This is a genomic window from Flexivirga sp. YIM B11880, assembly GCF_058148645.1.
The window spans coordinates 231,036-256,245 of record NZ_JBMAMH010000001.1 but is presented as its reverse complement, the minus strand read 5'-3'; the positions used below and the strand labels follow the sequence as shown (position 1 = coordinate 256,245).

Annotated in this window: 31 protein-coding genes; 23 read left to right on the top strand and 8 right to left on the bottom strand. The window is 69.1% G+C overall.

Annotated elements, in window-relative coordinates; genetic code table 11:
• Positions 1–58 precede the first annotated feature (58 nt).
• The 5 genes from ACN8HC_RS01220 to ACN8HC_RS01200 all read left to right on the top strand — a co-directional run bounded on the left by ACN8HC_RS01220 (position 59) and on the right by ACN8HC_RS01200 (position 3,333).
• The gene (locus ACN8HC_RS01220) at positions 59–445 is read left to right on the top strand and encodes a winged helix-turn-helix transcriptional regulator (RefSeq protein ID WP_490073042.1); all 387 of its coding nucleotides are present in this window, start codon (positions 59–61) and stop codon (positions 443–445) included.
• 6 nt (positions 446–451) lie between these two features.
• Positions 452–1,219: an SDR family NAD(P)-dependent oxidoreductase gene (locus ACN8HC_RS01215; RefSeq protein WP_490073041.1), complete on the top strand. Its 768-nt coding sequence runs from the start codon at positions 452–454 to the stop codon at positions 1,217–1,219.
• On the top strand, positions 1,216–1,776 hold the full coding sequence (gene pyrE, locus ACN8HC_RS01210) for an orotate phosphoribosyltransferase (RefSeq protein ID WP_490073040.1): 561 nt from the start codon (positions 1,216–1,218) through the stop codon (positions 1,774–1,776). The genes ACN8HC_RS01215 and pyrE overlap by 4 nt, the downstream gene beginning before the upstream one ends.
• 106 nt (positions 1,777–1,882) lie before the next feature.
• A complete protein-coding gene (gene cobA / locus ACN8HC_RS01205) occupies positions 1,883–2,626 on the top strand; it encodes a uroporphyrinogen-III C-methyltransferase (RefSeq protein ID WP_490073039.1) in 744 nt (247 codons plus the stop codon).
• Complete coding sequence (locus tag ACN8HC_RS01200) at positions 2,623–3,333, top strand: sirohydrochlorin chelatase (RefSeq protein WP_490073038.1); 711 nt, start codon at positions 2,623–2,625, stop codon at positions 3,331–3,333. The genes cobA and ACN8HC_RS01200 overlap by 4 nt, the downstream gene beginning before the upstream one ends.
• Here the strand turns inward: ACN8HC_RS01200 and ACN8HC_RS01195 are convergent.
• Positions 3,314–3,865 (bottom strand): winged helix-turn-helix domain-containing protein, encoded by a 552-nt coding sequence (locus ACN8HC_RS01195; protein ID WP_490073037.1) that lies wholly within the window; start codon positions 3,863–3,865, stop codon positions 3,314–3,316. The two genes, ACN8HC_RS01200 and ACN8HC_RS01195, sit on opposite strands and share 20 nt — an antisense overlap.
• 48 nt (positions 3,866–3,913) lie before the next feature.
• On the opposite strand from ACN8HC_RS01195, the gene macS reads away from it, so the two are divergent.
• The 6 genes from macS (at position 3,914) to ACN8HC_RS01165 (ending at position 7,893) form a co-directional block, all read left to right on the top strand.
• Positions 3,914–5,104, top strand: coding sequence for a MacS family sensor histidine kinase (macS, locus tag ACN8HC_RS01190; RefSeq protein ID WP_490073036.1), 1,191 nt, complete (start codon positions 3,914–3,916; stop codon positions 5,102–5,104).
• Positions 5,097–5,264: a hypothetical protein gene (locus ACN8HC_RS01185; RefSeq protein ID WP_490073035.1), complete on the top strand. Its 168-nt coding sequence runs from the start codon at positions 5,097–5,099 to the stop codon at positions 5,262–5,264. The genes macS and ACN8HC_RS01185 overlap by 8 nt, the downstream gene beginning before the upstream one ends.
• Entirely contained in the window at positions 5,255–5,755 is a 501-nt protein-coding gene (locus ACN8HC_RS01180; RefSeq protein ID WP_490073034.1) for a LuxR C-terminal-related transcriptional regulator, read from the top strand. The genes ACN8HC_RS01185 and ACN8HC_RS01180 overlap by 10 nt, the downstream gene beginning before the upstream one ends.
• A gap of 110 nt (positions 5,756–5,865) precedes the next feature.
• Complete coding sequence (locus tag ACN8HC_RS01175) at positions 5,866–7,128, top strand: DUF2339 domain-containing protein (protein WP_490073033.1); 1,263 nt, start codon at positions 5,866–5,868, stop codon at positions 7,126–7,128.
• Positions 7,129–7,142: 14 nt separating this feature from the next.
• Positions 7,143–7,544 carry a DUF2339 domain-containing protein gene (locus tag ACN8HC_RS01170; protein WP_490073032.1) on the top strand — a complete coding sequence of 134 codons (402 nt, stop codon included), beginning with the start codon at positions 7,143–7,145 and terminating at the stop codon, positions 7,542–7,544.
• A gap of 148 nt (positions 7,545–7,692) precedes the next feature.
• A complete protein-coding gene (locus ACN8HC_RS01165; protein ID WP_490073031.1) occupies positions 7,693–7,893 on the top strand; it encodes a hypothetical protein in 201 nt (66 codons plus the stop codon).
• On the opposite strand, the gene ACN8HC_RS01160 is transcribed toward ACN8HC_RS01165, so the two are convergent.
• Positions 7,844–8,497 carry a DedA family protein gene (locus tag ACN8HC_RS01160; RefSeq protein WP_490073675.1) on the bottom strand — a complete coding sequence of 218 codons (654 nt, stop codon included), beginning with the start codon at positions 8,495–8,497 and terminating at the stop codon, positions 7,844–7,846. The two genes, ACN8HC_RS01165 and ACN8HC_RS01160, sit on opposite strands and share 50 nt — an antisense overlap.
• Positions 8,498–8,685: 188 nt before the next feature.
• Here ACN8HC_RS01160 and ACN8HC_RS01155 point away from each other — a divergent pair, with 188 nt between their 5' ends.
• Genes ACN8HC_RS01155 through ACN8HC_RS01145 form a run of 3 tightly spaced genes read left to right on the top strand, consistent with a single transcriptional unit; the run spans position 8,686 to position 12,154 of the window.
• Positions 8,686–10,071, top strand: coding sequence for a uracil-xanthine permease family protein (locus ACN8HC_RS01155; protein WP_490073030.1), 1,386 nt, complete (start codon positions 8,686–8,688; stop codon positions 10,069–10,071).
• Positions 10,068–11,447: an amidohydrolase family protein gene (locus tag ACN8HC_RS01150; protein WP_490073029.1), complete on the top strand. Its 1,380-nt coding sequence runs from the start codon at positions 10,068–10,070 to the stop codon at positions 11,445–11,447. The genes ACN8HC_RS01155 and ACN8HC_RS01150 overlap by 4 nt, the downstream gene beginning before the upstream one ends.
• Complete coding sequence (locus ACN8HC_RS01145) at positions 11,444–12,154, top strand: sulfite exporter TauE/SafE family protein (protein WP_490073028.1); 711 nt, start codon at positions 11,444–11,446, stop codon at positions 12,152–12,154. Before ACN8HC_RS01150 ends, ACN8HC_RS01145 begins: the two co-directional genes overlap by 4 nt.
• On the opposite strand, the gene ACN8HC_RS01140 is transcribed toward ACN8HC_RS01145, so the two are convergent.
• Entirely contained in the window at positions 12,155–13,174 is a 1,020-nt protein-coding gene (locus ACN8HC_RS01140) for a substrate-binding domain-containing protein (RefSeq protein ID WP_490073027.1), read from the bottom strand.
• Positions 13,175–13,259: 85 nt separating this feature from the next.
• Here ACN8HC_RS01140 and ACN8HC_RS01135 point away from each other — a divergent pair, with 85 nt between their 5' ends.
• Together ACN8HC_RS01135 and ACN8HC_RS01130 are read left to right on the top strand one after the other, a co-directional pair.
• Positions 13,260–14,210 carry a helix-turn-helix transcriptional regulator gene (locus ACN8HC_RS01135; RefSeq protein WP_490073026.1) on the top strand — a complete coding sequence of 317 codons (951 nt, stop codon included), beginning with the start codon at positions 13,260–13,262 and terminating at the stop codon, positions 14,208–14,210.
• A 4-nt stretch (positions 14,211–14,214) separates the two neighbouring features.
• A complete protein-coding gene (locus ACN8HC_RS01130) occupies positions 14,215–14,871 on the top strand; it encodes a TrmH family RNA methyltransferase (protein ID WP_490073025.1) in 657 nt (218 codons plus the stop codon).
• A gap of 26 nt (positions 14,872–14,897) precedes the next feature.
• Here ACN8HC_RS01130 and ACN8HC_RS01125 read toward each other — a convergent pair whose 3' ends face one another.
• The gene (locus ACN8HC_RS01125) at positions 14,898–15,467 is read right to left on the bottom strand and encodes a dihydrofolate reductase family protein (RefSeq protein ID WP_490073024.1); all 570 of its coding nucleotides are present in this window, start codon (positions 15,465–15,467) and stop codon (positions 14,898–14,900) included.
• Between the two features lie 165 nt (positions 15,468–15,632).
• Here ACN8HC_RS01125 and ACN8HC_RS01120 point away from each other — a divergent pair, with 165 nt between their 5' ends.
• The 7 genes from ACN8HC_RS01120 (at position 15,633) to ACN8HC_RS01090 (ending at position 20,692) form a co-directional block, all read left to right on the top strand.
• A complete protein-coding gene (locus ACN8HC_RS01120) occupies positions 15,633–15,995 on the top strand; it encodes a YciI family protein (RefSeq protein ID WP_490073023.1) in 363 nt (120 codons plus the stop codon).
• On the top strand, positions 15,988–16,350 hold the full coding sequence (locus ACN8HC_RS01115; protein WP_490073022.1) for a YciI family protein: 363 nt from the start codon (positions 15,988–15,990) through the stop codon (positions 16,348–16,350). The genes ACN8HC_RS01120 and ACN8HC_RS01115 overlap by 8 nt, the downstream gene beginning before the upstream one ends.
• The gene (locus ACN8HC_RS01110) at positions 16,347–16,772 is read left to right on the top strand and encodes a YciI family protein (RefSeq protein WP_490073021.1); all 426 of its coding nucleotides are present in this window, start codon (positions 16,347–16,349) and stop codon (positions 16,770–16,772) included. Before ACN8HC_RS01115 ends, ACN8HC_RS01110 begins: the two co-directional genes overlap by 4 nt.
• Positions 16,769–18,106 (top strand): RNA polymerase sigma factor, encoded by a 1,338-nt coding sequence (locus tag ACN8HC_RS01105; RefSeq protein WP_490073020.1) that lies wholly within the window; start codon positions 16,769–16,771, stop codon positions 18,104–18,106. The genes ACN8HC_RS01110 and ACN8HC_RS01105 overlap by 4 nt, the downstream gene beginning before the upstream one ends.
• 80 nt (positions 18,107–18,186) lie before the next feature.
• Positions 18,187–19,215, top strand: coding sequence for a class II fructose-bisphosphate aldolase (fbaA, locus tag ACN8HC_RS01100; protein ID WP_490073019.1), 1,029 nt, complete (start codon positions 18,187–18,189; stop codon positions 19,213–19,215).
• Positions 19,212–19,616: a DUF3151 domain-containing protein gene (locus tag ACN8HC_RS01095; RefSeq protein WP_490073018.1), complete on the top strand. Its 405-nt coding sequence runs from the start codon at positions 19,212–19,214 to the stop codon at positions 19,614–19,616. The genes fbaA and ACN8HC_RS01095 overlap by 4 nt, the downstream gene beginning before the upstream one ends.
• Before the next feature lie 8 nt (positions 19,617–19,624).
• Positions 19,625–20,692 (top strand): LacI family DNA-binding transcriptional regulator, encoded by a 1,068-nt coding sequence (locus ACN8HC_RS01090; RefSeq protein WP_490073017.1) that lies wholly within the window; start codon positions 19,625–19,627, stop codon positions 20,690–20,692.
• On the opposite strand, the gene ACN8HC_RS01085 is transcribed toward ACN8HC_RS01090, so the two are convergent.
• From ACN8HC_RS01085 to ACN8HC_RS01070, 4 genes are read right to left on the bottom strand one after another with little or no spacing between them, the layout of a single operon-like run.
• Complete coding sequence (locus ACN8HC_RS01085; protein ID WP_490073016.1) at positions 20,577–21,869, bottom strand: glycoside hydrolase family 32 protein; 1,293 nt, start codon at positions 21,867–21,869, stop codon at positions 20,577–20,579. The genes ACN8HC_RS01090 and ACN8HC_RS01085 overlap by 116 nt on opposite strands.
• 47 nt (positions 21,870–21,916) lie before the next feature.
• Positions 21,917–22,777 carry a carbohydrate ABC transporter permease gene (locus ACN8HC_RS01080; protein ID WP_490073015.1) on the bottom strand — a complete coding sequence of 287 codons (861 nt, stop codon included), beginning with the start codon at positions 22,775–22,777 and terminating at the stop codon, positions 21,917–21,919.
• 11 nt (positions 22,778–22,788) lie between these two features.
• A complete protein-coding gene (locus tag ACN8HC_RS01075) occupies positions 22,789–23,733 on the bottom strand; it encodes a carbohydrate ABC transporter permease (protein ID WP_490073014.1) in 945 nt (314 codons plus the stop codon).
• Positions 23,730–25,127 (bottom strand): ABC transporter substrate-binding protein, encoded by a 1,398-nt coding sequence (locus tag ACN8HC_RS01070; protein WP_490073013.1) that lies wholly within the window; start codon positions 25,125–25,127, stop codon positions 23,730–23,732. Before ACN8HC_RS01070 ends, ACN8HC_RS01075 begins: the two co-directional genes overlap by 4 nt.
• Positions 25,128–25,210: the final 83 nt, after the last annotated feature.

Sequence of the window (25,210 nt, the reverse complement as noted above, 5' to 3'; positions counted from 1 at the left end):
CGACAGTAACCACTGGTACCTTGGTACCTCAACGTAACCAACAGGGAATGTGATCGGTATGACGGCAGCTGTCTCGCACTGGGTCGGCGACGGCTACGACCCGCAGTGCCCGACCCGGGTCCTCCTCGACCGGGTCGGTGACAAGTGGACGGTCCTGGTCATCGGCGCGCTCGCGGACGGGCCGATGCGCTTCTCGGCGCTGCGCGACCGGGTCGGCGGCATCTCCGGGAAGGTGCTGACCGCCACGCTGCGTGCGCTCGCCCGGGACGGGCTCGTCATACGCACTGCCTATCCGGATATTCCGCCGCGGGTCGAATACTCGCTGACCGATCTCGGCCGGTCGTTGCAGGAGCCGCTCGACGTGCTGCGCCGGTGGGCCGAGCAGCACATCGCCGCCGTCGTCGCCCACCGGGACGCCTTCGACGAGGGATCCCGCCTAGACTGACCTGCCATGGCCACAGCACTCGTCACCGGCGCGAGCGCCGGCATCGGCAGGACGTTCGCCAGCCAACTTGCGCAGCGGGGCCACGATCTCGTGGTGGTGGCGCGCACCCAGAGCCGCCTCGAGGAGCTCAAGGCCGACCTCGAGCAGCGCTACTCGGTGTCGGTGGAAGTGCTCCCGGCCGATCTCTCCGACCGCTTGGACGTGCAACTCGTCGCCGATCGCATCGCGGACCCGGCCCGGCCGGTCGAGCTGCTCGTCAACAATGCTGGCTTCGGCCTGAAGAAGCCGTTCCTGCGCAACGAGATTCGCGACGAGGAGGAGATGCTGGCCGTGCTCGTCCGCGCGGTCATGGTGCTGTCGCACGCGGCCGCGCTGTCGATGCGGCACCGCGGACGCGGTGCCATCGTCAACGTCTCGTCGGTCGCCGGCTTTCTCGCGTCCGGCACCTACTCGGCTGCCAAGTCCTGGGTCACGGTCTTCTCCGAAGGGCTGGCGAGCGAGTTGAGTGGCACCGGGGTGACCGTGACGGCACTGTGCCCCGGGTTCACGCGCACCGAGTTCCACGAACGCGCAGGCATCAAGGGACACGGCATCCCCGATTTCATGTGGTTGGAAGCCGATTCGCTGGTGAAGACCTGCCTGGACGATGTCGACAAGGGCAAGGTCATCTCCATCCCTGGTCCGCAGTACAAAGTGGCAGCAGCCGCATTGCGCGTCCTGCCCCGTCCGATCGTCCGGGCCGGCAAGCTCGCCCGGAAACACCGTCCGCAGTGAAACCGAAGGAGCAGGCCTTGGCCGCGCAGGAGTTGTTGGAGCAGATCAAGGCCAAGGCGATCGTCCGCGGCAAGGTCACGCTGTCCTCGGGCAAGGAGGCCGACTACTACGTCGACCTGCGCCGCATCACATTGAGCGGCACCGCGGCACCGCTGGTCGGCCGGGTGATGCTCGACCTCACCGCCGACCTGTCGTATGACGCCGTCGGTGGCCTCACCATGGGCGCCGACCCGGTCGCGACGGCGATGCTGCACGCGGCAGCAGCCGAGGGGCGGTCGCTCGACGCCTTCGTCGTCCGCAAGGCCGGCAAGGCGCACGGGCTGCAACAGCGCATCGAGGGGCCGTCCATCACGGGTCGCCGCGTCCTCGTCGTCGAGGACACCTCGACGACCGGGGCATCCGCGCTCGAAGCGGTCGCGGCGGTGCGCGAGACGGGGGCCGAGGTCGTGGCGGTCGCGGTCATCGCCGACCGCTCCACCGGCGCTCGGGAACGCATCGAAGAAGCGGGCGTGCCCTACCTCACGGCATACGGCCTGGAGGACCTCGACCTGGCCTGAGCGGCCAATGCACCGCGTCTCATTACCTAACCTTATTGGAAATCACATGGCGTGTTATGCCAGAGTGGCTTGTCGCTGAATTGAGCTGGTCCGAGAGGTTGCCCACGTGTCCGAGGTCGAGGAGTCGTCGACGCCGGTGGGTCGTGTCGTGCTCGTGGGGGGTGGTCCCGGCGCGGACGACCTGATCACCGTCCGCGGGCTGCGCGCGCTCGAACACGCCGACGTCGTGGTCGTGGACCGGCTGGCGCCGCACGGCGTCCTGCGGGAACTGCCACCCGGGATCGAGATCATCGACGTGGGCAAGACACCGCACCATCACCCCGTGCCGCAGGACGAGATCAACGCGTTGTTGGTCGATCGCGCGAAACAAGGCAAGGTCGTCGTACGACTCAAAGGCGGCGACCCGTTCGTCCTCGGTCGTGGTGGCGAGGAGCTGCTGGCCTGTCGCGCCGCCGGTATACCGGTCGACGTGGTGCCGGGCGTGACGTCTGCCTTCTCCGCTCCCGCCGCGGCAGACATCCCGGTCACGCATCGGAACGTGTCGCACGGCGTGCTGGTCGTCTCCGGCCATGACGACCTCGACCCGGACACGCTCGCGCGCTGGCCGCACACGATCGTCGTGCTCATGGGCATGGGACGACTGCGCGAGCTCGCCGCGAACCTCGTGCGTGCGGGGAAGTCCCCCGACGCCCCGGTCGCGGTCGTCCAGTCCGCCTGGACCAGTGACCAGCGTCAGGTGAGCGGCTCGCTCGCCACGATCGCCGACCGTGTCGCCGAGTCCGGCATCGGCAATCCCGCGGTGATCGTGATCGGTGCGGTGACCCGGGCCCTTCAAGGAGTGAAACCATGAGTCCCGTCGCGCTCGTGCTCGTCGCGCACGGCACGTCCGACCGGCACGGGCAGGAGACCGTGCGCGTGTTGCGTGCCCGGCTGCAGCGCAGCCTCCCGGACGTCCGGGTCATCGATGCGTATGTCGACGTCCAGTCGCCGCGGCTCGGCGAGATCGTCGATCAGCTGGTACGGCAACGGATTCGGACGATCATCGTTCCGGTGCTGCTGTCGACCGGCTACCACATGGAGGTGGACGTGGCGGGCGCTGCGAGCAGTTCCCCGTTGGTGACGGCCGCGCCCCCGCTCGGTCCGCATCCGGTGCTGGCGGAGATCCTGCGCGACCGGCTCCTGGAGTCCGGCGCCGCCTCCCACGACCACGTCGTGCTCGCGGCTGCCGGATCGTCCCGGCCCGAGGCCGCGGACGCCGTGCGCGTGGTCGCCGATCAGCTGGCGCAGCTGTGGCCGGGTCGCGTGATCGCCGGATTCGCCGCAGCGGCAACACCTTCCGTGCCTGAGGCGCTCCAGACCGCGGCTGCTGGCGGCGGCCGGGTCCGGATTGCGTCATACCTGATGGGTCGGGGGTTCTTCCACGATCGACTGCAGCGGTATGACGTGCCCGTGACCGAACCACTGGGCGCCGACCCGCGCATCGTGGCGCTGGTCCGCCGGCGGTTCGACGACGCGCTGCAAACCCCGGCGCAGCAGATCAGCCGCGCGGCAGGTTGAGCCAGTAGAGGTCACGTCGGCGAGTGCCCTCCGGCGCGGTGCGCTTGTCGCGCCGGTCGTCGAAACGATGCAGCGCGTCGTCGACGATGGCGTCGAGCTCCGCCGCCTCCCCGTCCGTGAGATAGATGCCGCCCTGCTGCACGATCGAGGCGTGCTCGTCCGGGTCATGGCGCTCGATCATCTCCTGCACGGTCCGCGAGATGCGGCGCACGAGGTTGCCGAGCAATGAATTGGCAACAGCGGCATCGATTCCGGCGGCCGCCGCATCGTCGATCTTGATCGACTCCGCCACCAGCTTCCACGGGTGCTCACGGCCGTCCTCGCTCTCGACGCGTTCGACGAGCCCCCACCGTTCCATGGCCCGCAGGTGGTAGCTCATCGCGGACGGTGTGATGCCGCACCGTCCGGCGGCCTCGGTCGCGGTGAGCACCGTGCCCCCGCCGAGCTCGTCGAGCAACTGCTGCCGGACCTCGTGCGCCAGCACCCGGATGGCCCGGGGGTCGGTCAGCGTCAGCGTTCGCCGCTCGGTCATGACTCCATCGTGCCGCACCCCGTCGCGTCGTGCTCTACGGTCGGTGGCGTGGAACGCGTGGTCGTGCAGATCGATTCGGACGCCACGCTGCCCTTCTGGCGTGGTGCGCAGGTGTTCCGCTTCGCCTCGGTGGCTTACGCGATCGGGGCGCAGATCGTGTCGGTCCGGGCGCAGGCGCCGTCCGGCTCCGGCATCCCCGCATACAGCCACCCGCTGATCAGCTGGCTGCTCATCGCACTGCTGGTGATCTGGTCCGGAGTGAGCGGCCTCCTCTATGCCTTCGAACTGGCGCCTCGGACTCCGATCGTGGTCACCGAACTCGTCATCACCGTGCTGCTGACGGTGTCCACGGTGTGGGTGGTCCGGCCGGAGTACTTCCACCATCACCAGAGCCTGCCGTCCACGTTCTGGATCACCAACGCCGTCGTGTCCGTGGCGCTGCTCTGGGGCCCGATCGCCGGCGGCGTGACCGGTGTCGGCTTCTCGCTGCTCAGCCTGGGCATCGAGCAGCAGTTCCACAACGTCGTCACCGACGCCACCACCCCGATCCTGCTGACCGTCGGCGTCACGCTCGGCATCGGCGCGCGCATCGTGTCGCGCGCGCAGCAGGAGCTGTCGGCGGCGATCCGGATGCAGGCGGCGACCAAGGAGCGCGAGCGGCTCGCCCGCAAGGTGCACGACGGGACGCTCCAGGTCCTGGCCCTGATGCGGCGTTGCGGCGCGGACCTCGGCGGCGGGGCCGCGCAGGTGGGCCGGCTCGCCGGACAGCAGGAGCAGGCGCTGCGCACGCTGATCAGTGAGCAGGCACCGGTGCCCGGCATCGACGAGTCGACGGACCTGCGCAGCCGGCTGCAGGCCGTGCTTCCCACGGACGTGAACTTCTCCGGACCGGCCGAGGCCGTCCGGCTGCCGAGCGCAGCCGTCGCCGAGCTGATCGCCGTCGTGCGGACCATCCTGGACAACGTCGACCAGCACGCGGGTGACGGCGCCACGGCGTTCCTTCTGTTGGAGGACCTCGGCGACGAGGTGGTGCTGACCGTCCGGGACGACGGGGTCGGCATCCCGGCCGGGCGCCTCGACGAAGCGCGTGCCCAAGGGCGGATGGGCCTGAGCAAGTCGATCCGCGGCCGGATGCACGACCTCGGCGGCGAGGCGATCCTCGACACCGGCCCCGACCTGGGCACCGAGTGGGAGCTGCATGTGCCGCGGACGGACCGGCAGGATGGGCACCGTGACTGAGCAGCAAGCCGCCACCGTCATGATCGTCGACGACCACCCGATGTGGCGTGACGGGGTGAGTCGCGACCTCACGGCAGCGGGGTTCGTCGTGGTGGGACCGCCGACAGCGTCGCCGCCGCTGCGACGCGAGCCAGAGCCACCAGCCCGCAGGTGGTGCTGATGGACATGCAACTGCCGGACGGCAATGGTGCCGAAGCGACCGCCCGAGTGCTCGAGGCCGCGCCGGGCGCCAACGTGCTCGTGCTGTCGGCGTCCTCCGAACGGGACGACGTGCTCGAGGCGGTCAAGGCCGGCGCCTGTGGCTATCTCGTCAAGAGCGCGTCCGCGACCGAGCTGATCGAAGCGGTCAACGCGACCGCCGCCGGCCAGGCGGTCTTCACCCCGGGGCTCGCCGGCCTGGTACTCGGTGAATACCGCCGTATGGCGAGTGAGCCGACACCGGCCGGCGAAGCGCCTGCACCGACGCTGACGCCGCGCGAACTCGAGGTGTTGCGCCTCGTGGCGAAAGGCCTGAGCGCCAAACAGATCGGGCGCCGGCTCGACGTCAGTCACCGCACCGTCGAGAACCACGTGCAGGCCACGCTGCGCAAGCTGCAGCTGTCCAACCGGATCGAGCTCACCCGCTACGCCATCGAGCACGAACTGGACTGATACGCAGGACGACTGCGTGACGGTGCCCGTGGCAGCGCTGCCGACAATCCCTAGGTGGTCTGAGTAGTCGTACTCAGGTCGCCGGCCGCTGCTTCTCGCAGGCTGAGGGCATGAACACGACACCACAGCACCCAGGTCCCGTGCCGGGCCCGATCCCGGCCAACCCGTTCGCAGGTCCCGCGACTCCGCAGGCTGGAGGCGCGGGACCTGTCGCGTCATACCCGATGGTGCCCCGCAAGGCACCGTGGTGGCAGCGCGAAGGAGTCGTCAGCAAGCTGCTCGTGCTGACCGGCGGCGCGATCACCCTCATCGGCGTGGTCATGCTGCTCGTCATCGCCGCACACGCCGGGCTGCTCAGCCCGCAGCTGCGGATCGCCGGCGGCGCGCTCCTCTCCGCCGTCCTGGTCGCCGGCGGAATGCGCATCCACCACCGCCCCGGCGGCAGCATCGGCGGCGTCGCGTTGGCGGGTACCGGCATCGCCGGATTCTTCATCGTGGTGGTCGCGATGACCTCGTTCTACGAGTGGATCCCGGCACTCGCCGGGCTCGCGCTCGCCGGCGCTGTCGCGGCCGCCGCCGGCGCCCTCGCCGTGCAGTGGCGCACGGAGTTGCTCGCAATCTGCGTCACCGTCGCGGTCGCGGCGCTCGCTCCCGTCCTCACCGGTGGCGTCACCGTCTCCCTCGTCTGGTTCATGGTGATCCTGCAGGCTGCTGGGCTGGTGCCGGAGCGCATCCGCGGCTGGCACTACCTGGCCCTGGTGCGCACCGTGCCCGCCGTCTTCGTCGCCGTCGCCTACGCGGCCGACGTCCGGTCGATCCTCTCGCTGCCCGCCGTCCTCACCGTGATCGGCTTCTCGGCTGCTTCGGTGATCGCCTCACGTGGCAAGGACGACGAGCTGCACAGCGGCGCGTTCGTCGTCGGAGCACTGCCCGTGGCCGTGCAGCTGACCTATCTGGACCGTCCGGTTGCGATGATCACCGGCGCCGCCGTCGCAGTCGCGCTGGCCGCCGTCGCCGGTCTCCTTCTGTCGCTCGGTGCCGTCCGACGGGCGACCCTCGGTGCGGTGGCCGTCTGCGTCGGCATCGAAGCCTGCTTGACCTTCACACACGGTTCCTGGTTGCCGGTCCTGTTGCTCGTGCCCGGCCTGCTCCTGACTGCCGCCGCTGTCTCCATCCACTCCGTGCTGGCCACCGCGGTGGCGTGGCCTTCGGCGTGGTCGGTGGCGCGGCATACCTCGGCTTCGCCGACCCCGCTTCGCTCGCGTCGTCCGGCCTGGCGGACGCCCGGCTGTCGTACGCCACGATGCTCGGCGGTCTCGTGCTGGCTGTCTGGGCGGCTACGGCGGGCCTGGCCCTCCTGCGGTCCGGTCTGAAGGTGCAGCCGACCGTGGCAACCGTGAGCGCCGGCATCGTCAGCCTGTATGGCGTGACCGTCGCGATCGTCTCCTTCGGTTCGTGGGTCGGTGCCACGGAGGGCTTCCACAGCGCGCACCTCGGGGTGACCGTCGTGTGGGTCTCGGTCGCGATGTCCCTCATGGCATTCGGGCTGTACTTCCCGCGCCATGCGGCGACCTCGCTGGCCGGTGGCCTGCTGCTCGCCGGCTGCGCCATCGCCAAGCTCTTCCTCTTCGATCTGCAGGAGATGAGCGGCGCCACGCGAGCGATCACGTTCATCGTCGTCGGTCTCGTGCTGCTCGTCGCCGGCTCCCGGTATGCGCAGGCATTCGCCCGGATGCGCGATGCGGCCCGGGGCGGTCAGCGCCCGATGGGCCCTGTCGGCCAGCACTGACCCAAGCGGCAGGACGAGCGGTCCGACCTTTCAACGGGAAGGTCGGGCCGCTTCTGCATGCCCTGTTCACCGAAGTCGTGAAGGTTACTTTCATAGTTGTGAAGGAAGCACTTCAGAAATCGGTATGGCGGCACCGCGACGTGCGACCGTGAACGGACTGATGCAGGCGACCAATGTGCTGTCGCTGCTGATCTTCGGCGCGGTCGGCACGGCGGTGGGCGTCCGCAGCACCTATCTCGGCGCCGGGGTGCTGTCGCTGACCGTGGTCTCGCTGGCGGCGCTGCGGGTTCTGCGCGGGTCTACTCTCCGCTCGTTGCTCCCGCGGCACGCGCCTGCCGGCGGTGCTTGAGGTATTCGTAGACCATCGGGATCACCGAGATGATGACGACGACCATGATGGCGACGTCGATCTTGTCGCCGAGGCCGGGGAACGCCTTGCCGAGGACGACACCCGCGGCGACCACGATGGCGACCCAGAGGATGGCGCCCACGGCGCTCCAGGTGAAGAACCGCTTCCGGTCCATCCGGCTGGCGCCGGCGACGAGGGTGATGAAGGTGCGGACGATCGGGACGAAGCGGCCGATGACCAGCGCCTTGTTGCCGTGCTTGTCGAAGAACGCGTTGGTCTTCTCGAAGTACTCCTTCCGGAGGATGCGGCCGTCGCGCTCGTAGATCGGCTTGCCGACCACCCGGCCGATCTCGAAGCCCACGACGTTGCCGGCGAACGCCACGATCATGAGCAGCGGCACCGACACGTAGAGCGGCACGTGGAAGCCGTACTTCGCGCTGGAGCTGAACAGGCCGATCGCGAAGAGCAGTGAGTCGCCCGGCAGGATCGGGAACAGCACCCCGCACTCGATGAAGACGATCAGCAGGGCGATGACGAAGAACGCGCCGCCGAACCGGTCGAGCAGGTATGTCGGGTCCATGAAGCTCGGGCCGAGGGAGTGCATCACGCGCGCAAGCGTACGTGAGGCCGGCTGAGCGATTGCTTAGCGACGGATCTCGCGCGGCCGTCGGCTCTCCCCGGTGCTTGCCGAGGAACCGCCACGCTGGAGGGCCGCCCGAAATCAACCATTGACGGTGACCGAGATCACGTTCTATGGTTGCCGGATCGATTCGGCATACACCTGGAGATGCGATGAAACCCGTTCAGTCGCCCGCGGCCCCACCGTCCGAGATCTGCCCCGTCGACCAGCGGCTGCCCGCGCGCCGGACGGTGGTCCTCGCCGTCCAGCACGTCATGGTCGTCGCGGCCGCGCCGATCTCGTCGGTCTTCCTGCTCAGTCGGACCTTCGGCCTGGACTCGGCGACCACCGTCGACCTGCTCACCGCGGCCTTCGTCATGTGCGGCATCGGCGCACTGATCCAGTCGCTCGGTATCTGGCGGATCGGCGTGCGGATGCCGTTCGTGATGCTGCAGGGCGGCGCGCCGCTCGTGGTGTTCATCGCGATCGGCAAGCAGTACGACCTGCGGGTCGCGACCGGGGCGGTCTTCATCACCGTCGCCGCGATGCTGCTGTTCCTGCCGATCTTCGTCCAATTGCTGCGATTCTTCCCGAAGGTCGTGCTCGGCACCCTGATCGTCATCATCGGCATCAACGTCGTGTCGGTGGCGGCGAAACTGGTCACCGGCGCGCCAGGCACGCCCGGCTTCGGCTCGGTCAAGGGGTTCGGGCTCGCACTGGCCACCACTATCCTGATGGTGATCTTCTGGCGGCTGCTGCGCGGCGCCTGGCGTCAGGTCGCGGTGCTGCTCGGACTGGTCGCCGGCGCGCTGCTGTCCGTCGCACTCGGCGAATTCGGGCACGTCGGCGGCGGCAGTGTGGTCAGTGTCCCCAGCGTCTTCCCGCTCGGATCGCCGGTGTTCAACCTGGCTGCTGCGGTGCCGCTGATCGCGGTCGGTATGGCGACCATGGCGGAGGCGACCGGGCAGACTGCGATCGTCGGCGACATCGTGGGCAAGGAGATCACCCCGCGCCGCGACGTGCCGCGGCTGATCATCGCCGACATCCTGACCTCCGGAGTCGGGGCGTTCTTCGGCACGTCCCTGCTGGTCACCAGTGGTGAGAACGTCGGGCTGGTGCAGATCTCCGGCGTCCGCAGCCGGTTCGTGACCGCGACAGCCGGGGTGTTCCTGATCGGCGTCGGGCTGTTCACCCCGGTCGCCCGGCTGATCAACGGCATCCCCAGCGCCGTGGTCGGAGGCGTCGCGCTGACCGTCTACGCCGTGATCAGCGTGATGGGCGTCAAGATGCTCAGCACCGTCGACTTCACCGAGCACAGCAACGTCATCATCGTGTCCGTCTCGATCGGCGTCGGCCTGCTGCCGATCGTCGTCAACGGAGCGTATGCGCAGTTCCCCGCGGCCCTGCAGAACATCCTGGGCAGCGGAGTCGCGATGACCGCGATCATCGCGGTGCTGCTCAACATCGTGTTCAACCACCTGCCCGGCAGGAAGAAGGCGGCGCCCCCGGTAGGGCCGGCGCCATACATCCGACCCGAAACGGAGAGTCTGTCCCGATGAGTGTCCTGACCACCGAACTGCTCGGCCGCGAGGACGTCCTGCTGGCCCCGGAGCTCACGCTCGCGCCCGAGGGCATGCGCCGGGGCTGGGCGGTGCTGATCAGCGGCGGAGCCTTCGCCGATGTCGGGCCGCGCGCCGAAGTGGTCGCCCGTCACCCGTCCGTCGAATGCCACGAACTGCCCGGCCGAGTGCTGATGCCCGGCTTCGTCGACTCCCACCACCACCTGACGCAGGCGTTCGGCAAGTCGCTGGTCTTCGGCGAGCCCTCGGAGATCTTCCGCCGCGTGTGGGTGCCGATGGAGCAGCAGCTGACCGAGGAGAACGCGTATCTGGCAAGCAAACTCTCGGCCCTGGAGTGGTTGCGCGGCGGGTTCACGACCGTTGCTGACGCGGGCACTCGCGCGCAGATCGATCTGGCCGCGGTCGCTTCCGCGGTGCAGGACGCCGGGCTGCGCTGCGTGCTCGCGGAGGTACAGAACGACCTGACCGGCGACCCCGGCCCGGCGACGCAGCAGGCGGAGCGTCACCTGGGCCGCTGGTCGGCATACCCGCTCGTCCACCCCTCGCTGGCGGTGTCGATCCCGGAGGCGGCCTCGCCCGAGGTGCTCGGCGCCCTGCATCGGCTGGCGATGGGGGCAGGCTGTGCCCTGCAGATCCACGTCAACGAGCACCTCGTCGCGGTCGAGCGGTCCCTGGAGGCCACCGGGCTACGGCCGCTGGAGTATCTGGACCGGGCGGGTGCGCTCGGGCCGGCGCTGCTCGCGGCACACGCGACGCTGGTCACGCCGTACGAACTGCAGCGGGTGGCCGACACCGGTGCCGCGGTCAGCTACAACCCGGTCGCGAGCGCCTGGAAGGGCAACGCGGTGGCGCCGGCGATGGCGATGGCGGCGATGGGCATCCGGTTCGGCATCGGGACCGACGCCACCCGGGGAGACGCGTTCCGGCTGGTCGACGCCGCCGAGACGGCGCAGCGGCTCACGGTCGGCATGGCGACCGGCGACTCGTCGGTCGGGGGCGGCTGGACGTGGCTGGAGCACGCGACGGCCGGCTCGGCCGATGCCGTGGGGCTCGGCTCCTGTGTCGGCCGCGTCGCGACCGGCTCGGCGGCCGATTACCTGATCGTCGACGTCACCGGCCCGGAGCTGGTGCCGAGCCACGACCCGACCTGGGAGCTGGTCCGGCTGGTGGGACGAGACCGGATCGAGGCCGTCGTTGTCGACGGTGTGCCGCGGATCTGGCGGGGCGAACCGGTCGGCTGGGATGCCGCGGTGCTGCTCGAGGACGCGCAGCGGGCCGCTGAGAAGCTGCTGGCCGACGCGCCGGTGACGGTGATCCACCCGACCGCCGACGAGCATCGGGAGCGCAGCCGATGACGCTCACCGTCTGGGCCGTCCTCACTGTCGCAGTGCTCGTGGCCGCCTTCGTGCAAGGGGCGGGGGGCCTGGGATTCGCGCTGATCACCACGCCGGTGATCGGGCTGACCGACCCCGGACTGGTGCCGGTGACGACGCTGCTGCTGATGATCCCGTTGAACGCGTACGTCGCCTGGCGCGATCGTGCGCACATCGACCGGTCGGGCGCCGGCTGGATCAGCCTGGGCCGGATCCCGGGGACAGTGCCGGGGCTGGTGCTGTTGGCGGCGATCCCGCTCGGACGGATCAACCTGCTGGTCGGTGTGGCGACGGTGCTCGCCGCCGTCGTCACCCTGGTCGCGCCGGCCTTCTCACCGCGCCGCGGCGCGTTCGTCACGGCGGGCGTCATCACCGGTGTCGTGGAGACGGCGACCGGGGTGGGCGGGCCACCGTACGCCCTTGTCTACCAACACCATCCGGCGCCGGTGATGCGCGCGACGGTCGCCTTCTGCTTCCTGGTCGGTGAGCTCGCGTCGCTCGCGGTGATCGCCGTGACCGGTCGCCTGCACGCCGATCAGTTGGTCGCCGCGCTGCTGCTGCTGCCGGCGCTCGTCGCGGGTATGGCGGCCAGCAGCCTGGTCCACCACCGGGTCCGTGGACCCAAGGTCCGCGTCGGGATCATCGCGTTCTCCATCGTCTCGGGGCTGACGCTGCTGCTGAAGGCCTGATCAGCGCGGGTCGCCCGTCGACGCGCGCGCCACGAGGGTCGGTGGCTCGAGCAGCTCCGGGGCCGCGGTCGCCGGCTCGTCCCGGCGGATCAGCCCGAGCAGAAGCTCGACCGCCAACGACGCCGAGCGTGCGAGGTGCAGGTTCAGGGCGGTGAGCGGCGGATCACAGGTGCGCGCAAGGACCCCGTCATACCGGGTCGCCAGCAGTAGATCGTCCGGGATGCGCCGGCCGAGTTCGGTTGCGGCGCGGACGCATCCGACGGCGAAGGCGTCGACCATGGCGCAGATGCCGTCGGTGTCCGGGTGCGTGGTGAGGATGCGCCGAGCGGCCGCGTAGCCGCCCTCTGGCCCGGCACTCTCCGCGGCGGTCTCGACCACCGGCACGAGCCGATGCTCGGCACACCAGGCGTCGTATGCCGCACGGGCGGCGTCGTAGGAGTGCCGCTGGGTGTCCCCGACGATGAGCGCGATCCGGCGGGCACCGCGCTCGTGCTGGTGGTCCAGCAGGATGCGGGTGGCCAGATCGCTGTGCAGGCCGATGTGCGGGCGGTCCGATCCGAGCTGAGCGCCCAGCGTCACCACCGGCAGTCCGCGGTCGGCCAGCGAGGCGGTGATCGGGTCGTCCTGCACCGGCTCGACGACGATCGCGCCGTCGATGTCGAGGGTGTCCACCGGGGTCTCGGTGGCGACCGGGGGAGTGAGGATGAGCGCGTAGCCGCGCTCGAGCGCGACCTCGGCGGCTGCGGCCGCGACCTCCATGTAGAAACCGAGTCGCGCGGGGCCGGCCGCGACTTCCGCCGGCACGGAGGACACGAAGCCGATCATCTGGGAGCGGTCGGTGTGCAGGCGTTTGGCCCGCAAGTTCGGGCGGTAGCCGAGGCGCTGCGCCGCGTCACGCACCCGGCTCCGGGTCGACGCGTCGACCCGGCCGGTTCCGTTCAGCGCGTCGGATGCGGTGGTACGGGAGACGCCTGCCGCGCGTGCGACATCGCTGATGGTCGGTGGCTTGGCCGGCGGCACCGGTTCAGTATGGCAACGCCCCCGGTCGTCGCCCCCGATGGGTTAGCGGACAACTTCTGTCCGCTGCCGGTGGACACTGGCGGGTATGACGACGACGGCACGGCTGCTCCAACTGCTCGGCCTGCTTCAGGCCCAGGCGGTGTGGACCGGTGAAGAACTGGCGGATCGCCTGGACGTGACGACCCGTTCGGTCCGGCGGGACATCGACCGGCTTCGCGAACTCGGCTACCCGGTGCAGTCCAGCCGGGGCAGCGGTGGCGGCTATCAACTCGGTGCCGGCCGGGCGCTGCCGCCGTTGCTGCTGGACCAGGACGAGGCGGTCGCCGTCGCGGTGTGTCTGCGACTGGCCGCCGGCGGCACGGTGGCCGGCGTGGGGGAGGCGGCGTTGCGCACGATGGCCAAACTGGACCAGGTGATGCCGGCCGCCATACGAGCGCATGTCGCGGCGGTGCAGGAGGCGACGGTCACCGTCGAATATCAGGGCATCACCGTCGACTCCGACGCGCTGCTCGCGCTCGCGCGAGCGGTGCGGGAGCGCCATCAGGCGCGGTTCGACTACACGGCGCGCGATGGGGTCGCGTCATACCGGAGAGTGGAGCCCTATCGGCTGGTGGCGACCGGAAGACGTTGGTATCTCATGGCTTTCGATCTCGACCGGGAGGACTGGCGGTCGTTCCGGCTGGACCGGATGGCCGAGGTGCGTGCGTCGACCTTCGGCTTCACGCCCCGGGAGGCGCCGGACGCCGAGGAATACATCCGCCGGTCGGTGCGGTCCGGCTGGGATCACGAGGCGACCGTGCGGCTCGCCTGCCCGATCGAGGAGGTCGATGACTACGTCGCGCGGTGGGGCACGCTCAGCGCGGTCGGCGAGACGCACTGCGACCTACGGGTCGGCGCTCACGATCTGGACACCATGGCGTGGTGGCTGTTGCGGTTGCCGCACGATTTCGAGGTGCTGGACAACGACGGGCTGGTGACGGCATACCGGCGACTGGCGACCCGGACGACGCAGCTCGCCGGCGGTGCGGTTGGCTGAGCGCGTGGAGGCAGCGCAGGACGTCGGTGTGGGGCCGTATGACGGGGAGTGGCCGGCGCTCGCCGACGGCATACCCGACCCGCGCTTCGACCCGGAGTTGCTCGCGAACGGCGACCGGCGCAACGTCGAGGATCGCTACCGCTACTGGACGCACGAGGCGATCGTCGCCGACCTCGACTCACGCCGCCACGATTTCTACGTCGCGGTCGAGAACTGGGGGCACGACTTCAACATCGGCTCGGTGATCCGGACCGCGAACGCCTTCAACGCCAAGGCATTTCACATCGTCGGCAAGAGGAGATGGAACCGGCGCGGCGCGATGGTGACCGACCGTTACCAGCATGAGTTCCATCACCCGGACGTCGCGGCTTTCGCGGCCTGGGCGGCAGCCGAAGGCCTGCCGCTGATCGGCATCGACAACCTGCCGGGCAGCACGCCGATCGAGACGTACGAGCTGCCGCGCACGTGCGTCCTCGTCTTCGGGCAGGAGGGCCCCGGGCTGACGCCAGAGATGGAGCAGGCGTGCGTCGACGTGCTGCACATCGAGCAGTTCGGCTCGACCCGGTCGATCAATGCCGGCGCGGCCGCCGCCATCGCGATGCATGTCTGGATCCTGCGGCACGTGCACGGTTTCGGCGAGTCGCCTGCTGGTGCCCGGTAGCCGCCGCCCCGGTCCAGTACACCTGCTCAGCGTGTCGTCAAGCGATAGGTCAGCCACATCGCGCCGCTCGGGGTGACCAAGGAATCGGTCAGCGTGAGTTGCGTCAGATCGCTGATGGGTTCGGTGAGCCGCCGGCCGACCGGGTCGAAGACCGGTGCGACGGTCAGTTGCAGTTCGTCGACCAGGCCGTCGGCCAACAACGACTGCGCGAGCGTGACGCTGCCGTGGACACCGACGTCGCCCGTGGTGGCCGCCTTCACCTGGCTGACGATGTCGGCGAGCGAACCCGACACCGGCTGTGCGTTGTTCCAGCCGCCGTCGAGCGGGGAGGACGTCACGACATACTTCGGCACGGAGTTGATGAAGTCGGCGAACGGCTGGTCGTTCGACGTCGGCCAGAAGCGGGCCCATTCGTCATACATCCCGCGACCGAGCAGCACGGCGGTCTGCGTCTCGATGAGCCGCCGGAAGCGGCCGTCGAGCACGTCGTCGAACTCGGGCGGCGACGGTTCGTCGGTGTCCGGCGGGAACAACCGTGTCGGGTCGTCGACGGCACCGTCGAGGGAGCAGATCGAATACAGGACGAGCCGGCCCATGGTGAAATCCCTTCGGAGTGTGATGCCTACCTGACTACGACCAGCGGCTACGGCACGAATCATCGGTCTCTCGCAAAAACTTTTCCCGGGAGTGTCGATTCCCGGCCGACCCACCCGTCATCGTGCTGTCAGAGGATGGAGCCACCCCAGATCGAAAGGGTCACCATGACCAAGCGATTCCTTGTCCTGCTGCCGGCGCCGGAAGCCGAGTGGGCGCAGCTACCGCCGGAGGACCACGAGAAAGGCATGCGTGCACACGACCGCTTCAACCGCGAACTCGCCGAGGGCGGCCACCGTGTGGTGATCGGGTCGCCGCTGCGGCCGTCGGCACAGGCGGTCTCGATGCGGCCGGACGGCAACGGCGGGACGACGGTGACGGACGGACCGTTCACCGAGTCCGCCGAACAGATTGTCGGGTTCTACCTGATCGAGAGCGACGACCGCGACGGCGTCGAGGCGTGCTGCCGGCAACTGGCCAGCACCGGAGACCTCATCGAGTTGCGCGAACTGGAGGGCAACGATGACTGAGTACATGGTCGTGATCGTGGGCGACGCCGACCGCTGGTGGACCACCATGTCCGCCGAGGAACGCACGCACGGCTACGCCGAATACGGCCGGTTCGCGGCCGAACTGGTCAACCGAGGGCACAAGATCACCGGTGGCGCCGAGCTGCACGCCACCTCCGAGGCGAAGCGGATCGCGCCCGGAGGTAGCACGGTGACCGACGGGCCGTTCGCGGAGTCCACCGAGCAGGTGGGTGGCTTCTTCCTGGTCGAGACCGACGACGTCGACGACGTGCTCGACTGCTGCAAGATCCTCACCGCGATCGGTGAGGGTGTCGAGGTGCGCCGGACGGTGCAACCGGAGGAGCGTGTGTCATGACGAAATATCTCATCCTGCTGGCCGGTCGCGAGGGGGAGTGGAACGATGCCGACCCCGCGGATCGCGAGCGCTGGCACCAGGAGCACATCACCTTCGGGCGCGAGGTCGGGCCGGCGATCCTCGGCGGCGAGGCGCTGGACACCGCCGACACCGCCACGACGCTCCGGCGCCGCAGTGGCACGGTCGAACTCACCGACGGGCCGTTCGCCGAAACCGCCGAACACCTCGGCGGCTTCTATCTGGTCGAGGCGGACAACCTCGACCAGGTCGTGAAGTGGTGCCGGCTGCTCCCGGAGATCTATTCGATCGAGATCCGCCCCTGCATCCGCATCGAGGGGATGGACGACGCCACCCCACGAAGTTCGACTCCTCCGCTGCGCTCCTCCGCCGATACTTCGCGGGGGCCCCGGGTCAGCGAGTGAGCGACGCCCTGGAACGTGTCTGGCGCGACGAGTGGGGCCGGCTGCTGGCCCTGCTCGTCGCGCAGACGCGTCGACTGGATCTGGCCGAGGACGCGCTGGCCGACGCGTTCGAGCGGGCCGCGCGAACGTGGCCGGAGGCCGGTATGCCGGACAACCCGCCGGCTTGGCTGATGACGGCCGCGAAGCGACGGGTGCTGGACCGGCTGCGCGCGGAAGCCGTGGCCGCGAAGAAGCAGCCGCTGCTGGCGGTGGAGGAGAGGGGGCGGCGCGGAGGGTCCGACGATCTCCTGCGGCTGGTGCTCCTGGCGGCGCATCCGGCGTTGAGCGAGGAGGCCGGTGCGGCGCTGACCTTGCGACTGGTTCTGGGCATCTCCACTGCCGACATCGCACGACTGTTCCTGGTGCCCGAGCCGACCATGGCGGCTCGGCTCACTCGTGCGCGCAAAAAGGTCGTGGCAGCGGGGGTCCCGCTCGCCATACCCGATGACGACGTGTTGCCCGAGCGACTGGAAACCGTTGCGCGTGTTGCCTATCTGACGTTCACCGCTGGATACGCACCGGGCAGCGGAGCCGACGTCGTGCGGTCCGAACTGGCGGGAGAGGCAATCCGGCTCATCCGGCTCGTGCGGGAGACAGGTCATCCTGCCGCGAACAGCCCGACGCTCACGGCGCTGCTCGCATTGATGCTCCTCCAGCACGCGCGGCGGGACGCCCGGGTCCGCGCCGACGGTGCGCTGGTGCTGCTGCCGGCGCAGGATCGCGACGCCTGGCACCACGACGAGATCGCCGAGGGACTGGAGCTGTTGGGGCAGTTGACCGGATCGGGCTGCGGGTCTCGATACACCTCCTCCGCTGCGCTCCCCCGGCACCCTTCGATACGCCCTTCGCAAGCTCCGGGCTACTCAGGACGACGCTCGACCGGCGCAGCCAACGGAGTCGCGCTGGAGCGGGCGCTGGCGGCGGAGTACGTGCTGCAGGCGCTGATCGCCGCGGAGCACGCCCGGGCGCGCAGCGCCGAGGACACCGACTGGCTCACCATCGCCGACTACTACCGGCAACTGGAAGAGCTCACCGGCTCGCCGGTGGTTCGGCTCAACCGTGCGGTAGCGGTCGCGGAAGCGGGCGACCTGGCCAACGCCCTGGCACTGCTGGACGGCCTGGACGACCGACTGCCGCACACGCACCGGCTGCCCGCCGTGCGTGGAGAATTGCTGGCGCGGGCGGCGCGCCATACCGAAGCGGCAGCGGCGTACGACCTCGCGATCGAGCGGTGCGCCAACGATCCCGAACGAGACCAGCTGCGGGCGCGGCGGGACGCTCTCGACGTCAGCTGACGAACAGCGGCGCACCCGGCGCAGTCCGGATGGTTGGATAGTGGGACGCACTGTTCGCCGACGCCTGCAGGAGGGCCTCCATGCCGATCGCGACCCCCGAGAAGTACGCCGAGATGCTCGACCGGGCCAAGAAGGGCGGCTTCGCCTACCCGGCCATCAACGTCTCCAGCAGTCAGACCCTGAACGCCGCGATCAAGGGCTTCGCCGACGCCGGGAGCGACGGCATCATCCAGGTCTCCACCGGCGGTGCGGAGTACTTCTCCGGGCAGGGCGTCAAGAACATGGTCACCGGCGCGCTCGCGATGAGCGCCTTCGCGCACGAGGTGGCGACGGCGTATGACGTCGACATCGCGCTGCACACCGACCACTGCCCCAAGGACAAGCTCGACGGCTTCGTGCGCCCGCTGCTGGCCGCGTCGACCGAGCGCGTGAAACAGGGTGGCCTGCCCTACTTCCAGTCGCACATGTGGGACGGCTCGGCTGTCGAACTGCACGAAAACCTCCAGATCGCCGAAGAACTCCTCGCCCAGTGCAAGGCCGCCAAGATCATCCTGGAGATCGAGGTCGGCGTCGTCGGCGGCGAGGAGGACGGCGTCGAGGGTGCGATGGACGAGAAGCTCTACTCCACGCCGGAGGACGCCGTCGCGACCGCCCGGGCGCTCGGCACCGGGGAGCAGGGTTACTACATGACCGCGCTGACCTTCGGCAACGTGCACGGTGTCTACAAGCCGGGCAACGTCAAGCTGCGTCCCGAAGTGCTCAAGAAGGCGCAAGAGACGGTGCACGAGGAGTTCAACACGCCCGATGACAAGCCGTTCCACCTGGTCTTCCACGGCGGCTCCGGCTCGGACCCGAAGGAGATCGCCGAGGCGGTGTCCTACGGCGTGGTGAAGATGAACGTCGACACCGACACGCAGTACGCCTTCACCCGTCCGGTCGCCGGCTGGATGCTCGGCAACTACGACGGCGTGCTCAAGATCGACGGTGAGGTCGGCAACAAGAAGCAGTACGACCCGCGCGCCTGGGGCAAGGCGGCCGAGGCGGGTATGTCGGCGCGCGTCGTCGAGGCGTGCGAGAACCTCGGATCCGCGGGGAAGCACTCGAAGTGAGCGAGAACCTGCTCGGCATACCGGAGACCAAACTGCCTGCCGATCCGGCGAGTTCGGCGCTGGAGGAGGGCGTGGACCCCCGGGATGTCGCGCGGTCCTACCCGGCCTCGTCGCTCGCCTGGGCGACGCTCGCGGAGGACGCGCTGGACGACGGCGACGTGGTCGAGGGCTACGCCTTCGCCCGCACCGGATACCACCGTGGTCTCGACGCGCTGCGGCGATCCGGCTGGCGCGGGCAGGGTCCGGTGCCCTGGGAACACGAGCCCAATCGCGGCTTCCTGCGGGCGCTCGGGGCGCTGGCGAAGGCGGCCGGTGCGATCGGCGAGACCGACGAGCAGCGCCGCTGCGCGGACTTCCTGCGCGACTCGTCCGCGACGGGGGCGCGGGAGCTGGGGCTGTAGGCCGCCGCGTGACTCCGCAGCAGGGCGGGAAGCCGGCGACGGCGCAGGACGTGGCCGATCTCGCCGGCGCCTCCCGCACCGCGGTGTCGTTCGTCCTCAACGGCAAGGAGGAGGGGAACGTCTCCGCGGCCACTCGCGAGCGCATCCTGGCGGCGGCGTCCCAGCTCAACTACTCGCCGCACCCGGTGGCGCGCAGCCTGCGCACGCAACGCACCCACCTGATCGGCATCGTCACGGACGCCATCGCGTCCAGTCCGTTCGCGGGCCAGTTGCTCGACGGCGCCTCACAGCTTGCCGGCGAACGCGGTTATCTCGCAGCAGTTTTCGACAGCGGCGGGCGGGTCGACCGCGAGCTGGAGGCCGCCCAGGAGTTCCGCCGGCGCCGGGTCGACGGCCTCGTCTATGCGTCGATGGGTCTGCGGGAGGTCGCCCACGTGCCGACCGCGGGGCTGCCGGTCGTGCTGGCAAACTGCTTCTCCGCCGACTCCAGCCTGCCGAGCGTGATCCCGGCCGAGCGCGAGGCCGGAACGGCCGCGGCCCAGCTGCTGCTGGACTTCGGCCACCGGGAGATCGCCACCATCACCGGAGACATCGCGATCGCGGGCCGCTGGCGGCACGAAGGCTTCACCACGCGCCTCGCCGAGCAGGGCTGCACGCCCGAGGTCCTGTCGCTCGGCAGACGCAACTGGACGATCGACGAAGGCTTCCGGGCGGCGACCGCGCTGCTGGACCGAGCGGCAGCCAAGCGCCCGACCGCGGTCTTCTGTGTCACCGATCGCGTCGCCGCGGGAGCGCTGCTCGCGTCGGCCCGGCTCGGACTGCGCGTTCCGGAGGACGTGTCGATCCTGGGGTTCGACGATCAGGAGGAGCTGGCCGCCAACCTGGTGCCCGCCCTCACGACCTTCGCGCTGCCGCACCGGCAGATGGGCGAGACCGCCGTTGCACTGCTGGTCGATCGGCTCACCAGTGGCACGATGCCGGCGACACCGACGCTGCTGCCTTCGCCGGCGGTGCTGCGGGAGTCGGTGGCGGCGCCAGCTCGGAAACGGTCAGCGTCGACGGCGCGTCGACGCTGATCAGCCACTGCTCGGTGCCCGCGTCGCGCAGGGTGACCGGGGCAGCTCCCTGCGGAAAGAACTCGAGGATCTCGTGGTCCGCCCATAGTTCGAACTGCCCTGTCGGGCAATCGATTCGGAGATCTTGTCGCGCACCGCTCAGCCGGACCGAGCCCGCCGTGCCGCGAATCCGGGCGACGGGCGGCAGCGCGGTCGGCTGATCGGCCGGCAGGTGCAGCTGTATGGCGGGCGCATCGTCGGCATACCGCTGCAGACCGTCGTCAATGCTGAATCGCAGCTTGTCGCCGGACGTGTCGACGCGACGTGGCAGGGTGAGGCAGCCGCTGATCCCGCTGGCCGCCGCGGCGGTCGTGTCGGGTTCCCGGATCCAGCCGAACAACAGCGGAGCGTCGTCGCCGTCCAGAGCGATCTGCGGTGCGTAGAAGGTGTCACCGGCGTCCAACTCCTCGATACCGGTGATCTGCAGCGCCGGCAAGCCGTTCCGGTCGGTGACGGTGCCGCGGAACGCGATGACGTTCACCGTCTCGCCCGCGATCCAGCGCGAGACGATGAGCCAGCAGCGGCTGCCCTCGATGACCAGTTGCGGGCACTCCCAGATGTCGGCGTGGGGCGGGTCGACGTCCAGTTGGCCGCTGCGCAGCAGTACGCCGAGGTACTGCCAGGCGTCGGGGTCCTGGACGTCATACAGCAACACGGCTGCCTCCCCGGTGGCCAGTTGGGCGCCGATGACCGCCAGCCGGCGACCGCCCCAGCTGAAGCAGAACGGATCCCGCATCTCGGGCACGTCGTCCGGAGTGCGGGCGACGACGCGCGGCTTGCTCCAGTCGACCAGATCCGGGTCGACCGCCTCCCGCACGCACACGGTTGAGCGGCAATCGTCAACGGTGACACCGGAATAGGCGACAGCCGGCCGTGGCAGCCAGGGCAGGTAGACGCCGGTCCAACAGCCGGCCGAGTCCGGTCCGCCGGGCACCGGCCGGAACGCGGACGGGTGATGCCGCCATACGACGAGGTCGTCGCTGCTGACGTGTCCCCACTCGATGTCGGCGTGCACCGGCGCGTGCGGGTTCGCCTGGTAGAACACATGCCACCGCCCGTCCCGGTGCACCACTCCGTTGGGGTCGTTCAGCCAGCCCGTGAGCGGCTGAATGTGCAGGGTGGGCAAGGTGTTCGGCATCTGGAGGGTGACCTCGGATTCTCGATGGATGGTGCGGAAAGGGGGGCTCAGCGGAAGCTGCCGGTGGTCAGGCCCTGCCGAAGGGTGCGCTGGCCGAAGACGAAGACGAGCAGCGCCGGGATCATCGAGATGATGACTCCGGCCAGGACGACCGAGACGCTGCCGGTGCCCATGTTGCCCTGCAGCGAGACCAGGCCGAGGGGAAGGGTGAAGTTCCTGGAGCTGATCTCCATGATCAGCGGACGGAAGAACTCGTTCCAGATCGCGTTGAACGCCAGGATGCCGACGATCGCGAGACCGGGGGTCGACAGCGGAGCGTAGACCGAGCGGAACGTGCGCCACGGGCTCGCGCCGTCGATGGCTGCGGCCTCGGCCAACTCGGGCGGCAGCGTCAGGTAGTACTGCCGCATCAGGAACGTCCCGAAGGCCGTCGGTATAGCGGGGATGATCAGTGCCCACAGCGTGTCCGAGAGGCCCATGCCTCGAATCAGCATGAACACCGGCACGATCGTCACCTGCATCGGCACCATCATCGTGGCCAGCACGATCCCGAAGAGCGGGGTGCGGCCGCGGAAGGGGATGCGCGCGAAGACATAACCGGCGAAGCCGGCGGTGACCATCTGGGCGAAGGCGATCAGCCCGGTCACGAGCACGCTGTTGAGGATCAGCAGCCACATGTCGACCTGCTGGAATGCCTGCCGGTAGGCGTCGAAACTGAGGTGGCTGAAGCTGATCGGCGATCCGCCGAGAGACTCGCTCGGGGGCCGCAGGGAGGACAGCAGCGTCCACGCGACCGGACCGAGCGTCAGCACGAGCGCCACCAGGAGGATCAGCATCTTCGGCAGACTCGTCAGCGCCGCCGAGCGCTTGCGCTGTCCCGCCGTGGTCGTTGCGGAGATCGTAGCCATGACCTGAATTCCTAGCTGTAGTAGACGAATCGGCGGGACAACCGGAACTGCAGGGCAGTTACGAGCATGATCACGATGGTGAGCACGACCCCGATGGCGGACGCGGTGCCGAACTGCAATTGCCCGAAGGCGTCCTGGTAGATCACCATCACGACGGTGCGCGTCGAATCACCCGGACCACCCCGGGTGAGGACATAGGCCTGATCGAAGATCTGCAGGGCGGAGATGATCGCCATCACCGACGCCACCAGGGTGGTCGGCGAGAGGAGTGGCAGCGTGATGTAGCGGAACTGCCGCCACCCGCCGGCGCCGTCGATCGACGACGCCTCGTAGACGTCCCTCGGTATGGCGGCGAGTCCGCCGAGGAAGAGCAGGAACGTGAAGCCGAAGTTCTGCCACACATAGACGAGCACGACCATGACCTGGGCGCTGAAGCCATTGGTCAGCCACGGCACTTTGCCCAGTCCGACGTCCTGCAGATAGGTGTTGACCAGCCCGAAGTCCTGGTTGAACAGGTAGGACATGATGATCGACACCGACGCGGCCGACAGGATCAGCGGGAAGAAGAACACCGAGCGCAGGGTCGACTGCAACCACTTCGGCAGCCTGCTGTTGATCAGCACTGCGAGGAACAACGCGATCGACAGTTGCAGGATGACCGTGACGACCACGAACAGGATCGTGTTGACGAACGACGTCCGCAGCGTCGGGTCGCTGAACAGGCTGCCGAAGTTGCTCAGGCCGGCCCAGCGTGGAGCGCTGATGACGTCCCACTTGAAGAAGGCGAGCACGACGGACGCGATGATCGGCACCAGCGTGAAGAGTCCGAGGCCGATGACCGTGGGCGCGAGAAAGGCCATCGCCATACGCTTTTCGCGTTTGCGGACCGCCGACGGTGCCAGATCCGTCGCGGCATTGTCCCGATGGATCGCCGGCTTCTTCGCGATGGTGGTCATGGCGTCGCCTCCAGGGCTCGGTTCAGGTCGCCCTGCAGGCTGCGCAGAGCCGACTTCAGCTGACCGGACCCGCCGGTCACCGCGTTGATGGTGTTCTTGTCGAGGGCGAGCTCGATGGCGCTCTCGTTCGGCGGTGCGGGGATCGGGTGGGTCCCCGGGAAGTCGTCCAGAGTGTCGTAGAAGACCTTCCAGTGCTTCGGGCCTTCCTTGCCGTAGAAGGTGCCGTTGCACATGGAGCGGCGAGTGGGAGTGTTGTTCGGGATCGGGTAGGTGATCGCCATACCCTCACGGCTGACACAGAACTTCAGCCACTCCCACGCGGCGTCCTTCTTGGCCGACGTCTTCATGATCGACCAGCCGGCGGCGCCGAACTGGGCGTTCTGGGACTTCCACTGCGGCATGTACTGCACGTCGTAGACGTTGTTCGGGATGCCGGCCTGGTGCAGGCCGTCCACCCAATAACCGCCCGCGACGGTCATCGCCACCCGGCCACTCGCGAACTGCGGCACCAGCGTGTTCCCGCCGCCCTGTGCCGGGCTGCTGGCGAGGCCGTCGACCACCAGCTCCCGGAGGAACTCGAAGGTCTCCTCGACCGCCGAAGTGTTGGCCGCTGCTTCGAGCCACAGCGGTCCGCCGGCGCGGCCCTCGGCGCCCCGTGCCCCGCGGTAGAAGGTCTCCCACATCCAGTGCCCACCGGGAGCCTTCGTCTCGGTGAGGATCGACGTGTTGTTGATGTAGAGCCACGGCGTGACGCCGCCCCACATGCGGTTGGTCCAGTAGAACGGCACGACGCCGCGGCCGGCGGTGCGTTTGATCGCCCGCAGCATCTTGACGAAGTCGTCCTTGGTCCAGTTGTCCGGCGGGTAGTCGAAGCCGGCCTTCCGCACCGCGCTCATGTTCATGAAGATGTTGCCGGCGTTGAAGTTGTCCGGCAGCTGGTAGAGGGAGCCGCGATACATGAACGCGTCGATCAACGCCGGGTGCACGTCGGAGAAGTAGTCCTGCATCTCGGCCTTGTCCTGGCGGACGTAGGCGTCGAGCGGGTGCGCCAGCCGGGAGGCGAACAGCTGGGCGCCCTCGGTCGCGACGTTGACGACGTCCGGTGGTGTGCCGGCCGCCACCATGGTGAGGATCTTGGCGAAGAAGTCGCCCCAGTCCTGGCCCTGGATCGGCATGATCATCACGTCGATGTCGGGATGCTTCTTGCGGAACGCCGCGGCCAGTTGCCGCTGCGCGTCCGCTGCTTGCTGGGTGCCGTTGAGGGCGACCTTCAGCGCGTTCGTCCGCCGGGACGGAATGTCGAGGCCGGACAGGCGGGGAAATCCGGCGGTCAGGGCCGCGAGTGTGCCGGCACCCGCTGCGCCGAGGGCGAGCCTCCTGGTGATGTCTGCCATCGATCTGCTCCCATTACCTAAATCGTGTTAGGTAACTGTGGAGGACGGCCGCTGGTGGCGTCAACCCCTACCGGTCAGTTGCT

What these genes read in the sequence shown, in the direction of transcription:
- ACN8HC_RS01220 (WP_490073042.1), top strand. Translation starts at nt 59, where the DNA reads ATGACGGCAGCTGTCTCGCACTGGGTCGGCGACGGCTACGACCCGCAG.
- ACN8HC_RS01215 (WP_490073041.1), top strand. Translation starts at nt 452, where the DNA reads ATGGCCACAGCACTCGTCACCGGCGCGAGCGCCGGCATCGGCAGGACG.
- ACN8HC_RS01200 (WP_490073038.1), top strand. Translation starts at nt 2,623, where the DNA reads ATGAGTCCCGTCGCGCTCGTGCTCGTCGCGCACGGCACGTCCGACCGG.
- ACN8HC_RS01195 (WP_490073037.1), bottom strand. Translation starts at nt 3,865, where the DNA reads ATGACCGAGCGGCGAACGCTGACGCTGACCGACCCCCGGGCCATCCGG.
- ACN8HC_RS01175 (WP_490073033.1), top strand. Translation starts at nt 5,866, where the DNA reads ATGAACACGACACCACAGCACCCAGGTCCCGTGCCGGGCCCGATCCCG.
- ACN8HC_RS01160 (WP_490073675.1), bottom strand. Translation starts at nt 8,497, where the DNA reads ATGCACTCCCTCGGCCCGAGCTTCATGGACCCGACATACCTGCTCGAC.
- ACN8HC_RS01155 (WP_490073030.1), top strand. Translation starts at nt 8,686, where the DNA reads ATGAAACCCGTTCAGTCGCCCGCGGCCCCACCGTCCGAGATCTGCCCC.
- ACN8HC_RS01150 (WP_490073029.1), top strand. Translation starts at nt 10,068, where the DNA reads ATGAGTGTCCTGACCACCGAACTGCTCGGCCGCGAGGACGTCCTGCTG.
- ACN8HC_RS01145 (WP_490073028.1), top strand. Translation starts at nt 11,444, where the DNA reads ATGACGCTCACCGTCTGGGCCGTCCTCACTGTCGCAGTGCTCGTGGCC.
- ACN8HC_RS01135 (WP_490073026.1), top strand. Translation starts at nt 13,260, where the DNA reads ATGACGACGACGGCACGGCTGCTCCAACTGCTCGGCCTGCTTCAGGCC.
- ACN8HC_RS01125 (WP_490073024.1), bottom strand. Translation starts at nt 15,467, where the DNA reads ATGGGCCGGCTCGTCCTGTATTCGATCTGCTCCCTCGACGGTGCCGTC.
- ACN8HC_RS01120 (WP_490073023.1), top strand. Translation starts at nt 15,633, where the DNA reads ATGACCAAGCGATTCCTTGTCCTGCTGCCGGCGCCGGAAGCCGAGTGG.
- ACN8HC_RS01115 (WP_490073022.1), top strand. Translation starts at nt 15,988, where the DNA reads ATGACTGAGTACATGGTCGTGATCGTGGGCGACGCCGACCGCTGGTGG.
- ACN8HC_RS01110 (WP_490073021.1), top strand. Translation starts at nt 16,347, where the DNA reads ATGACGAAATATCTCATCCTGCTGGCCGGTCGCGAGGGGGAGTGGAAC.
- fbaA (WP_490073019.1), top strand. Translation starts at nt 18,187, where the DNA reads ATGCCGATCGCGACCCCCGAGAAGTACGCCGAGATGCTCGACCGGGCC.
- ACN8HC_RS01085 (WP_490073016.1), bottom strand. Translation starts at nt 21,869, where the DNA reads ATGCCGAACACCTTGCCCACCCTGCACATTCAGCCGCTCACGGGCTGG.
- ACN8HC_RS01080 (WP_490073015.1), bottom strand. Translation starts at nt 22,777, where the DNA reads ATGGCTACGATCTCCGCAACGACCACGGCGGGACAGCGCAAGCGCTCG.
- ACN8HC_RS01075 (WP_490073014.1), bottom strand. Translation starts at nt 23,733, where the DNA reads ATGACCACCATCGCGAAGAAGCCGGCGATCCATCGGGACAATGCCGCG.
- ACN8HC_RS01070 (WP_490073013.1), bottom strand. Translation starts at nt 25,127, where the DNA reads ATGGCAGACATCACCAGGAGGCTCGCCCTCGGCGCAGCGGGTGCCGGC.